At 34.9% G+C, this 13,163-nt stretch carries 6 protein-coding genes; 1 reads left to right on the top strand and 5 read right to left on the bottom strand.

Annotation, left to right across the window (positions count from 1 at the left end):
• Positions 1-34 precede the first annotated feature (34 nt).
• From ACZ2G0_RS08970 to ACZ2G0_RS08955, 4 genes are all read right to left on the bottom strand, one after another.
• The gene (locus tag ACZ2G0_RS08970; protein WP_470307335.1) at positions 35-1,630 is read right to left on the bottom strand and encodes a hypothetical protein; all 1,596 of its coding nucleotides are present in this window, start codon (positions 1,628-1,630) and stop codon (positions 35-37) included.
• Positions 1,631-1,645: 15 nt separating this feature from the next.
• Positions 1,646-3,172: a RagB/SusD family nutrient uptake outer membrane protein gene (locus tag ACZ2G0_RS08965; RefSeq protein WP_470307334.1), complete on the bottom strand. Its 1,527-nt coding sequence runs from the start codon at positions 3,170-3,172 to the stop codon at positions 1,646-1,648.
• 11 nt (positions 3,173-3,183) lie between these two features.
• Entirely contained in the window at positions 3,184-6,231 is a 3,048-nt protein-coding gene (locus ACZ2G0_RS08960) for a SusC/RagA family TonB-linked outer membrane protein (protein ID WP_470307333.1), read from the bottom strand.
• Positions 6,232-6,468: 237 nt separating this feature from the next.
• Positions 6,469-9,270: a helix-turn-helix and ligand-binding sensor domain-containing protein gene (locus ACZ2G0_RS08955; protein ID WP_470307332.1), complete on the bottom strand. Its 2,802-nt coding sequence runs from the start codon at positions 9,268-9,270 to the stop codon at positions 6,469-6,471.
• A gap of 198 nt (positions 9,271-9,468) precedes the next feature.
• Between ACZ2G0_RS08955 and uvrA the strand changes: the two genes are divergently transcribed.
• On the top strand, positions 9,469-12,255 hold the full coding sequence (gene uvrA / locus ACZ2G0_RS08950; RefSeq protein ID WP_470307331.1) for an excinuclease ABC subunit UvrA: 2,787 nt from the start codon (positions 9,469-9,471) through the stop codon (positions 12,253-12,255).
• Between the two features lie 59 nt (positions 12,256-12,314).
• On the opposite strand, the gene ACZ2G0_RS08945 is transcribed toward uvrA, so the two are convergent.
• Positions 12,315-13,112 carry a DUF3575 domain-containing protein gene (locus ACZ2G0_RS08945; RefSeq protein ID WP_470307330.1) on the bottom strand — a complete coding sequence of 266 codons (798 nt, stop codon included), beginning with the start codon at positions 13,110-13,112 and terminating at the stop codon, positions 12,315-12,317.
• Positions 13,113-13,163: the final 51 nt, after the last annotated feature.

Genomic DNA, 13,163 nt, shown 5'->3' with positions numbered 1-13,163 from the left:
AGTCCATTTGTTTATGTGATTTTAAATACTATTCTTAATTATGAAAGTAAACATTATCGACATAGACAGTATTGCTACCTGCTGGTGCTCCTACATATATCAACTGACCAATGTGAGATTTTGTAGTTAATCCAGTAAAAGAACTTAAAGGAATATCTAGTGAAACCCAAACTCCTTTAGCTGGTGAAGGAATTACTACTTCATGTTCTACATCGTCTCCACCACCAAATACTCCATTAGCACCTAAGTCAACTAATTTAACTCTAAATTCAGTAAAATCTGAAGACCAAACATCCGTATGAAAATGTGTCATAGCCGAAGCATTAATAGGATTAGCTATAGTTTCAATTCCAACAAAATTAAGTGCAGTGTATTTTTTAGTATTGTTTCCACTAATTACAACATCTTCTAAATTAGCTTGAGACCACGATGTTCTCCAAGTATCAACAGTAACATTAGTATAGCTATCACTAAACATAGAAATCACTTTTGACGCAGCCACTGTTGGTGCAGGAGCAGCAGTTATTGAACCTGCAAGGTTATAAAAGAACACATTATCTACATATACTGTAGTAGCACCTGATGGCGCTCCAACAAAAATTATTTGAGCAATGTGAGAACGAGTTGTTAAGCCAGTAAAACTGCTTAAAGGAAGGTCTAAACTCACCCATTTTTCTTTATCAGGATTAGAAATAGTGATTTCATGTTCTTTATCGTCTCCACCACCAAATACACCATTAGCACCAAAATCAACTAGTTTAACTTTGAACTCTGTACAATCCGATGACCAAATATCGGTATGAAAAAAGGTCATTGCAGAGGCATTTATTGGATTTGTCGTTGCTTCGACACCAACAAAATTTAGACTACTATATTTTTTCGCTTTATTTCCGCTTATGTCGATTTCCTCTAGGTTAGCTTGCGACCATGAAGTTCTCCATGTATCTACATTTACATTTGTGTAGCTATCACTAAACATTGAAATCACATTTGCTGCTGGGATAGTTGGAACTGGTGCTGCAACTAAATTGGTAACTGTTACACTTTGTGTCTTTTCCGTCTTGGCTGCACCACCGCTTAAAGCTACGATACGAACTTGATAGGTTCCTGCTGCTTTGTAAGTATGCGTTTTAACCTCACCTTCCATAAAATCTACAGGCACTTCATTAACAACATCACCATAATAAACTTGAAAAAAAGTTTCTAATTCTGCTTTGGCAGACACATTGATCGAGAGATTACTTCCGATCGTAATTGTTGGCTCAAAATTTCTAGGCGCTAAAAATGAAACAGTAACTTCTTGAACAACCTCAGTCTTTTTTCCGTTTACAGTCATACCAACAATCTTGGATTGAAATTTACCCTCTTTGTATTTATGCGTCACGGTTTCCCCTGGTCGTACATAAGCTGGTGTAGCTGTGCCATCACCAAAGTATATCTCGTACTGCGTTACTCCCTCACCTCTTGGAATAAAAGTAACATTACCAGTATTATCTTGCGTTATAGTCGTTAGAGCAGAGATATTTGCGGGCGCACCTACCACTCCTAGGTCCATTAAATCGCTCTCTGATGAGCAACTTACAACTAGAACTGCTGCGATAAGACTTGCTATATATTTTATATTTTTCATAATGTATTTATTAAATTAATATCCAGGATTTTGCGCCCAATTACCGTTTGCAAATTGAATTTCTTCAATCGGTAGTGGAAATAACTCATTTTTATTAGCCTTAAAATTTGGTATTTCTTGAACTGCCTTTCCTGTTCTCACTAGGTCAAAGAAACGGAATCCTTCACCGGCTAATTCTACTCTTCTTTCTGCTTGAATAAAATCAGCTAAGGCTGCTCCTGATGCGGTAATATTGTGATTATTATCTCCAAAAGCTCTCGCTCTAACCTCATTCAAGTACGTTCTTGCTCTTCCATCATTTGGAGTCGTACTTTTATTGTGTGCCTCAGCTGCCATTAATAAAACATCAGCATAACGGATGGCTCTGTAGTTATTAGGACTCGTAAGTTTAACATCTCCAGCAGCCTCTGGCCTTCTTGTTCTAGGGATGTATTTTCTGTTGAAATATCCTGTATCTTGATTTTGTTTCGTGTAGCTCGTTCCTGGGTTTTGAGCAATCCAAGCCACCATATCTAAAATTGTCACTGCTTTTCTAGAGTCACCAGCTTCAAAAGCACTTACTATCTTTGGAGTAGGTAAATTAAAATTATTCCCATCTGCAAACGTTGGACCAACGTACCCAAAAGGTCCAGCAAAACCAACTGCCACATTTCCCTCACTGGCTTGCAAAGCACCATAACTTGCTCCTTCTACATCTGTGTATTGCACCTCAAAAACAGACTCTGGTCCGTTCTCTCCAGCATCTTCAAAAATACTCCCAAAGGCCGACAAACCACTACTAATTTGTTGTGGCGTTAAATCAGTGGTTTTAACTAATCTATAGTTTCCTGTAGCAATTAATTTATCAAATGTTTCAGCTGCTTTATCGTATTTTTTGTCATACAAATAGGCTTTACCCAACAATGCAAGAGCTGCACCACTAGTAGCTCTACCCTTTTGAGCTGGGATAGCTGACAAATTAGCGGCAGCAAAAATAAGGTCATTTTGTATTGAAGCATATACCTCTGTGACTGTAGAACGAGGGATAGACTTTTCATCTCCTGGTGCAAAACGGGCATCCCCTTTCATTGGTATACCACCAAACCATTTAACCAATTCAAACTGATAATAAGCTCTTAAAAAACGAGCCTCTGCAATAATTTGGTTTTTTCCTTGGAAATCGGTTTTATTTTTAAATTCAAGAATATAATTAGCTCTTTGAACACCAGCAAACATCCAATCCCACAATTGTTTTAAATTTGCATTTACGGGACTGTGCGTCATTTGATCTATTTGTTGGTAACCGGGAACATCCGTAGGGCTATTTCCTCCCGCAAAGGTATTATCTGATGCAATCTCGCCCATTAGGACATTAATAAAAGTGGAATGCAACATATCATACGCTGCTATTAAAGCATTGTCATAATCTGATTTTGAGTTAAAATAATTCTCGGAATCGATCGAATATTCTACCGGTCGATTAACAAAATCATCACTGCATGAAATGGTAACTGTAGCAAAAACGGATAACGTTAATATGCTTATAAATAAATGTTTTTTCATTTTTGTGTGAATTAAAAATTAATGTTTAAACCTAACATATATGTTCTTGGAATAGGATAGAATCCGTAATCGATTCCTCCTCCTATAGGCGCACCATTAGAGGCACCTGGATCAAAGCCTTTGTATTTAGTGAAAGTGTATAAGTTATTTACACCTGCATAAAGACGTACTTTACTGATGCCAACTTTTTCAATCACATTTGGATTAACAGAATATCCTATTTGTATGTTTTGAATTCTAACATAAGAAGCGTCTTCAACAAAATAGTCTGAAAATAATTTATTAGTAGTAGCTGCAGTAGTAACTCTAGGATTTGTAGTACTCGTTCCCTCACCGGTCCATCTACCTAAAACGTAATTCAAACGATTGGCATCAGGTGCAATACTTTCGTAGTTACGGACCATATTGTTACCTAATGAAGCAAACGTATACATAGAGAAATCGATCGCTTTATAATTGAACTGCAAATTAAATCCCATTGTTGCCGCTGGTATTGGATCACCAATATCAGTACGGTCATCAAAATTAATTTTTCCATCACCATTAACATCTACATAGCGAATATCACCCGGAGAAGCAGCCACGCCTAACTCTGCTTGAGATGGAGCATCATTTACCTCTTGTTGATTTTGAAATACTCCATTGGTTTTTAAACCGTAAAAATATCCAATCGAATGTCCTACCTGCATTCTAGACGGTGCCTGTTGACCAATACCGAAAGAACCACCTTCAATAAACGGAGTTCCCATAAAGGTTACGTTATTTCTTAAAACGGTTACATTATACCCTAAGCTCATATTAAAATCATCCGAAAACTTATTACTGAAATTGGCTGAAAATTCGATTCCTTCATTTCTAACCGTTCCAGCATTAATAGTTGGATTAGATGCCCCAGGTGCTTGACCTCCTGAGATACCAGAAACGGGTATGTTTGCAATTAATAAATCAGCACGAGTATCTATAAAATAATCAGCAACTAGAGTCAGCTTGTTGTTAAACAAATTCATATCCAAACCAATATCAAATTTCTTAGCTTCCTCCCACTTCAAATTTGGATTAGGAATTTGACCACCTGCTCGACCATTGACCAATGCGCCATCAAAAACATAGGTAGCTTCCCCAGTCAACTGCGAAATATAACCATTATTTGGAATAGCGTCATTACCTACAATTCCGTAACTTCCTCTTAATTTCAAGAAATTTACTGTTTTAGATTCGCCAAAGAAACCTTCATCAGAAATAATCCAACCTGCAGTTACGGACGGGAAATAACCAAATTTTTTACCTGGTCCAAATTTAGTAGAACCATCACGTCTTATCATTCCTGACAAGAGATACTTTCCTTTATAATCGTACTGTACTCTTCCAAAATAAGAAAGTCGTCTCTCATCATATACATACGATCCAACTGGAATTGTTCCTGGCGCAGGAGCTCCATTTGCCAGTGCGATATCTGCAAATTCCCATGAATTGTTTGGCACATCAAAACCAGTAGCAAAGAGTCCATTACCATATTCCTTAAAAATGGTATTCCCAATCATCCCTACCACTTTATGATCGTTTGCGATTGTTTTAGTATAAGTAGCAAACAAATCAAATGAGTAGTTGTTATCATTAACCGCATTTTGAGAAACTGAGGACCTAGTTGTATTAAATACTTTTCCACTGCCATAATTAAGTACTGGTGAAAAAGATTTTCCCTCACTATTGGCAGTTTTGAATCCAATCGTACTGCTTAAAACAAAGGCAGAAGTAAATTTATAATCTAACCCGAAATTACCGCTCAACTGCTTAAAATTATAATCATTGTAGGTATTAGCAATTTGTGCCAAAGGATTAATCATTTCATTTCCTAGAGAACCTCCGGGGAACTGTGAAAAATTACCTGTGTTATCATACGGTGCGATAGTAGAAGGAGCATTTACAGCATTTAATAAAACAGAAGCATTACCGTTCTCAGGTAAAGTTCTTCTAGTAAAGTAAGTGTAAATAGCATTCGTTTTTAGCTTTAACCGATCTGTTACATCAGCAGCCAATGATATTCTTGCTGTGTTTCTTAAAAAACCAGACTTTCCTCTACCTACAATACCTTCTTGATCTAAGTGGGACCCACTAACAGAATAAGTAATTTTATCAGAACCCCCTGAAAAAGTTAAATCATGACTTAATATAGGTACTCCAGTACTTAAAGTCTCGTTTTGCCAATTAGTTCCTTTACCCAAAGTACTAACGTTAGGAAAAGGAATAACATTCCCGCTATTAGCATAGCTTTCATTTAAAATTAATGCATACTCAGTTGCATTTAAGGTCGGTAGAATTCGTGATGATTCTTGAAAACCTGTATACGTGTTATAAGCAATTTTACCCTTCGAATTCTTTTTACCCGTTTTAGTGGTAATAAGAATTACACCATTAGCTGCCGCTGAACCATAAATAGCCGCCTGTGCATCTTTTAAAACAGTAATAGTTTCAACATCATTAGGATTTAATAACCCTAATTCACCAATGTATCCGTCTATAATAGTTAGTGGTTTCGCATCACCATTTGTAGCAATACCTCTAATACGAATGTCTAAAGCAGCTCCAGGAGAACCGGATTGCGAGGTAACATTTACACCTGAGACAGTTCCTTGTAATGCTTGTTCTATCCTAACCGGTTTTAAAACTTCTAGCGTTTTACTATCTACCGTAGAAACAGCTCCAGTAACTTCTTTCTTTTTTTGACTTCCGTATCCAATTACGACTACTTCATTCAATAATTTTGAATCTTCTTGTAATCCAATTGAAAGTGTGCTATTTGTAGAGCTAACCTTATATTCATAGCTTTTATACCCGATATAAGAAAAAACTACTACTGATCCCGTTGCAACATTTTTTAAATTAAAACGTCCATCCATATCGGTAGCCGTATTTGCAGTTCCGTTTTTAACTTGAACATTTACTCCTGGTATCGGTAAACCAGAGATTGCTTCTTTTACAACTCCACCTACTTCGACTCCTTGGGCAAAACCAAAAGATGTCAATAGCAGAAACAGAATTAATAGATAGTTTGACTTCATAAAATTAGGTTTAGTGTGAATTGTAAATTTAGCAGGGTTAACTTTTAAATACACAAAAATAACCTCAACAAAAAACATACAATTCAAAAAAAACCTCGATTTATTGTTAATACCCGATAAAACAACCGCTTTTTAGCCTTAAATCCTCAAAAGCAAATACATCAGAAAACAAAAAACCACAACAATAACGTTAATGTTGTGGTGATGTATAGTTATTTTTGATTTTTTAAGCTGCAACTATACAGCTAATATATACTCAGCGAGTCCCTGTTCATGCGATAAATTCATCTTTTTACGCAATCGGTATCTTTTTATTTCAACGCTTCGTACGGATATATTGAGCAACGGTGCTATCTCCTTTGAACTTAAATTGAGTCTTAAATAAGCACATAATCGCAAATCATTTGATGTCAGAGATGGATGAAGTGCTTTGATCTTTTTGAAAAATTCTTTATCTGAATTTTCAAATGCTTCCTTAAAAACACTCCATGAATCTTTACCGGTAATATTTCTATTAATAGTAGTTATTACTGATTTTATACTTCTGTTTTCGTCAACAGCAGTCTTTTTTAAATCTGCTTTGATAAATTCTAATAGTTCATTTTTACTAATTAAGCTCATTGTGGAAGCAGCGAGTTCTTTATTTATTGCATTTACATTCTCAGATAATTGCTCGTTTTTTAATCGCATTACTTGCTGGTTATTCTCCAATTCCTTTATCTCCAATAATAAATTATTCTCCTCTATCAATTTTTCTTTTTGTCGTTCGTAGTAGCGATTGTAATAACCATGAGCAAAACGAATACCTACTATGGCCAAAATAAAATAAATAACAAGGGCTAAGTGGGTTGCATACCATGGTTTTAAAATGGTAAAAGAGTAGTCTGCACTACTATCTAAATTTGAATTTGCATATTTAGCCTTTACTTTAAACACATAATCACCTGGAGGTAAATTCTTAAAGCTTACAACTGCTTTTGTATTCCATTCACTCCATTGATTTTGAAAGCCTTCTAAGATATACTTGTACTCCACATTTATATACTTATTGTATTCCGGTACCGTATAATAAATATTTATATTGTTAGCGCTATGATGAAAATTACCTTCCTTATCAATATCATTTGTTTGGCTCTCTTGATCCAATGCATTAGAAACTACCGCAGATATTAAAACCTTATATTTTTTAAAAATTAAGTCATTAATATCCATAGCATAATATCCATCTGTAGTACCAAATAGATATGTAAATGCTGATAACTGAGTAATATTCTCATACCCTAACATAGAATTAGTAAGAGAAACAGGAATGGGGATGCTATTCTTTTTTAATTGGGAGCTAAATTTACTGGCGGTGTAATAATTAATATAGTTTTTCGAAAACAACCATATTTTATTAGAATCATCCACAATCATTTTCCCCGAGGTATATTCATCTTTTTCAAAAACCGAGCTTAATAATTTATCTTTTTGAAATTCTTTTGTCTTATCGTTTAATTTGTACACACCACCTTTGTATGCATAAAAAATAGAATTATTAAATTTTACTAAACTGGCATTTTTTCCTTTTATAGGACTTTCATATGCTGTGTAGTGCAGGCGTTCCTTTAAAGTTTTATCAGCGATTATCCTAAAAACTCCTTTGTATTCATGGCTAACATAAATTTCGAAATCATCCGTTATTTCAAAGTATTTACAGGAATAATCAAATCCCTTTAGTTTATTTCGAAAATACCACTTATTGGAACGCTTTTCTAGAACAGATAGTCCATAATAATTTCCTTGTAATAGTAAATCAGTATTACCGGGAACTGTTGTAAATTTCCATGTACCCGAATTTGCAAATATATTAGTAGCGTTACCATCTTTAACAGTAAAAGTTCCTCTATCGTGTCCACAAAAAAGTGTCCCATCGTGTTCAAAAATAGACCATACTTGTCCCTTTGTCCCTTTGATAAATTTAAACTGATCCTTACTTTTATACTTCTTATAAAACAAACCTTGATTTGTTCCAACATATAAATGACCTTCGAATAATTTAGAGGTATAAATAGTTCCTAAATCACCTGAATTATCAACAAAACTCTGGATTGGTGATTGCATATTTATACAGTTGATTCCATTATCAAGTCCCACCCATACATTTTTATCTACATCTTCGTATAAGGATAGTGCGGTGTTGTTACTCAAACCATTGCGTTGTGTGATATGATAATTAACTTTTCCGTTCTTATCTAGCACATAAATACCACTCGAAACCGTACCTAAAACATAACCATCATCAGCTATGGACTCACAACTATAAACACTTCCATCTTGCAAATACGAATCAATTTCAGTATTGAATTTTGAAACTTTTCCTGCATCTAATTCATAAAAACCCTGCATTTGTGTGGAGATTAACAGTCGTTCTCCTTTCAAAAAAACATTTACAATGTGATTGTTTTTAACTGCGGCGTGGTTCGAAACTAGTTTACTTTTACCACCCTCAATTTCAAACAAACCTGAATTACTTACCTGATAAAAAACAGCATTAACGGTGCTATAAGCCTTAATTATTGGTTTTTGTGGTGCTATAATGGTAAAACTTCCTTTTTTAGGATTATAAATATAAATTCTATTTAATGATTGAAAAACAATTTGATCTTCATAGGTTAAAATATTCCAAATTTGTTCATCGTCTAAAAGTTTGGATTTAATGGCTTTACTAATAGAAAAGTACTGTAATAATCCGTTCTTTTGGCGCAGCCAATATCCAAATTCCATATAACTTCCGGTATAAATACGATCACCGATTGCTTTCACGGAGCGAATAATGGTTTCGTTTGGCGAAGGATATAATTTCCATGAAGAGCCGTTAAACTCTAATAAACCGTCATTATTTGCAAAATAGATAAACTGGTTACTGCCTTGGGCAATCATCCAATTTTGATTTCCTGCTCCATATATACTAGGCGCATAGTTGACTATTGGAGGCAAATCCTGACCAAAACCAGCTGTAAAAAAAGTTAAAAAAAATAATAAGTATTTGGCTTTCAAAATTGAGCTTTTAAAAATTGTGATTGTAACAAATTTAAACTTAAAATTTGGTGTGCAAAAATAATAGAACATAATCCTTTCCCTTTAAACCATCAAAATTATATTGCTAATGCTTGCATTATTAACCAATTTTATGATTTGTTCACGATCTGTTCTCAGTTGAAAATTGATTACTTTTGTAGAAATTCATTATTTTCTATGCAAATTGACCTTTCTAAAATAGATCCAAAGAAAAATATAATCATAAAAGGGGCTCAGGTACACAACTTAAAAAATGTAGATGTAGTCATTCCTAGAAATAAACTTGTAGTTATTACTGGACTTTCGGGCTCAGGTAAATCGAGTTTGGCTTTTGATACGCTTTATGCCGAAGGGCAGCGTCGCTATGTTGAAAGCCTTTCCTCCTATGCACGACAATTTCTTGGTCGGTTAGATAAACCTAAAGTCGAATATATAAAAGGAATTGCTCCTGCAATAGCTATAGAGCAAAAGGTAAACACAACCAATGCTAGATCGACTGTAGGTACATCTACTGAAATCTACGATTACATGAAACTCCTTTTTGCACGCGTTGGAAGAACCTATTCGCCTGTGTCCGGAAAAGAGGTTAAAAAAAACACAGTCACAGATGTAGTCAGCGATGTTCAAAAGCTACCTTTAGAAAGTAAGTGGTTGCTATTAGCTCCTATTCATTTAGAAAAGGGTCGGAAATTCGAGGACAAGCTAAAGGTATTATTACAGCAAGGTTTTTCAAGAATTTTAGTTGGTGAGCAAATGATTCGCTTGGATGAAATAGACCAACATAAACTAGATCCTAAAAAAACATCCTTAATTATCGATCGTATAGTTGTAAAAGACGAAGAAGAGTTTTACAACAGATTAGCTGACGCGGTTCAAACAGCTTTTTACGAAGGAAAAGGCATTTGTTACTTACAAGAGCTAAATACAACAAATCGATTCGAATATTCAAACAACTTCGAATTAGACGGCATCTCTTTCTTAGAACCTAATGTCCATTTATTTAGCTTTAACAACCCTTACGGCGCCTGCCCTGTTTGTGAAGGGTATGGAAATATTATAGGGATCGATGCTGAACTTGTTGTTCCCAACACAACCTTATCTATCTATGAAAATGCCATATTTCCTTGGAGAGGCGATAGTATGAGTTGGTTTCGAGACGAACTAGTAAATAATGCATACAAATTCGATTTCCCTATTCACAAACCCTTTTATCAGCTAACAGAAGAACAAAAAGATTTGTTATGGACGGGAAATAGCTATTTTCAGGGTCTAGATGACTTTTTTAAAGAGCTTGAAGAAAAAAATTATAAAATTCAAAACAGAGTTATGCTCTCCCGTTACCGTGGTAAAACCAAATGCCATTCGTGTAAAGGAAAACGCTTACGTATAGAAGCTTCATATGTAAAAATCAATTCTAAAACTGTTTCTGAATTAGTCGATTTGCCAATTAAGCATTTAGTCACCTTTTTCAAAAACGTAGAATTAGATGTTTATGAACAACAAATTGCCAAACGCTTATTAACCGAGATTAATAATCGATTGTCTTTTTTAACCGAGGTTGGCTTAGACTACCTAACTTTAAACCGAAACTCCGCTTCGCTTTCAGGAGGAGAATCACAACGAATAAATCTAGCAACCTCATTAGGTAGTAGTTTAGTTGGCTCCATGTATATTCTTGATGAACCCAGCATTGGTTTACACCCAAAGGATACCGAACGGTTGATCAAAGTATTGCTATCCTTACGAGATTTAGGCAACACAGTTATTGTAGTGGAACATGATGAAGACATTATGAAAGCTGCCGATATGATCATTGATATTGGCCCTGAAGCAGGAACATTTGGCGGAAATTTAGTTGCGCAAGGAACCTATGCTGAGATATTAAAATGCGACTCCTTAACTGCTAAATACCTAAGTGGAGCTGAAAAAATAGAAGTCCCAAAAAAGCGACGAAAGTTTAAAAACTTTGTAGAAATTAAGGGTGCTCGCGAAAATAACCTACAAAATATCGATGTGCTTTTTCCATTGGATGTTTTAACCGTTATTACAGGTGTTTCAGGTAGTGGAAAAAGTACCCTTATTAAAAAAATCCTTTTTCCTGCAATGCAGAAAAAACTAGAAAATATTGGAGAAAAAGCAGGACAATTTACCGAAATAACAGGATCGTTCTCTCAAATTAAACATATTGAATATGTAGATCAAAACCCGATTGGACGAAGCTCCCGCTCCAATCCCGTTACCTACATTAAAGCCTATGATGATATTAGAGATTTATTTTCGAAAGAGAAACTATCACAGATAAGAGGGTATCAAGCCAAACATTTTTCGTTTAACGTAGATGGTGGACGTTGTGAAACCTGCAAAGGTGAAGGTTCGATTAATGTAGAGATGGTTTTTATGGCCGATGTACAATTACCGTGTGAAACCTGTCATGGAAAACGCTTTAAAAAAGAGGTCCTTGAAGTCACCTTTAACGACAAAAACATCCATGATATTCTAACTATGACTATCGATGATGCGGTAGCGTTTTTTGAGAATAATAAGCAAGCTAAGATTACACAAAAACTAAAGCCATTGCAAGATGTTGGTTTGGGTTACGTTCAATTAGGGCAATCGTCCTCAACGCTCTCTGGTGGAGAAGCACAACGTATCAAATTGGCTTCCTTTCTAGTTAAAGGAGCAACTAAAGATAAAGCTCTTTTTGTATTTGATGAGCCTACAACTGGTTTGCATTTTCATGATATTAAAAAGCTCTTGGCTTCCTTTGATGCTTTAATCGAAAAAGGTCATTCTATTCTAGTTATAGAACACAACCTTGACTTGATAAAATGTGGTGATTGGATTATTGATCTAGGACCCGAAGGCGGTGAGAACGGTGGTCAATTGCTTGCAGTAGGTACACCTGAAGAAATTGCCAAAAACAAAAAATCCATTACTGGAGTTTATTTAAAAGAAGTTTTATAAATAAAAAAGCAGAAAAATAGCTACTATTTTTCTGCTTTTTATTTCAATCTATTTTAGTTCTAGAATCTGTAACCTAAACTTATTCCACTACGTACCCCAGCCCATGGACCACTTATGTTAACAGTCGCTCCATTAGCATTCACTTTAGCGGTAACATCCGATAATGGTAATTCAATGTTATCTAGTTCTTTTTGTAATTCATTTTGTTCAAAAGCATTTAAAGGTCTTGACGAAACTCCAACAAAGTCACCTTTAGATGTTCCATAATGAGGTCCTACGATCCACCAATCTAATATAAGGTGTTTCCCTAAATTAAATTGTGCTCCAAACTGTAATCCGAAAGTGTTAGCAGTTAACTTTCCTCCTAGATCAATGTCAGCCTGTCCTCCTACTAAATCTGTATCATAGGTAAAATTAACACCTGTAAGATTGTATGTCAAATTTCTATAAAAAGGAGCAATATAAAAACCTTTACCATATCCTTTTCCTAAATAAAATCGAACCTCTGGTGTAAAGGCGGTATAACCTAATTCAGTATTATCGAACATACCTTGTGAGTTTGAGCTACTTGACGTTAATTCGCTAAGCTGACTCTTGAATGGCACACTTCCCTTTGGAATAAAACTATAACCTATAACTACTCCAATACTTTTGGTTAAACTTCTTTCGTATTGAAATTGATAATTTTTAAAAACTAGACTCGTAAGACTAATCTTTACGTTATTTTTTTTTGGAAGATTGACCGAATTAATAACTCCCGAAGAGTCCTTTACTTTAACAACGTCCTGATCCGTTTGAGCTGCAAGAAATGAAAAGTTAATAAAAATAAGTGCAAGAGTAACAATAGCTTTGTTCATAAGTAAGTCCTAAAAAATTTGAAATTATATTTTGAAAAGTCCAAATATAGA

The organism is Flavobacterium sp. KKT103 (assembly GCF_055640565.1).
The sequence above is the reverse complement of the archived record's forward strand: the minus strand, read 5'-3'. Positions and strand labels throughout refer to the sequence as shown.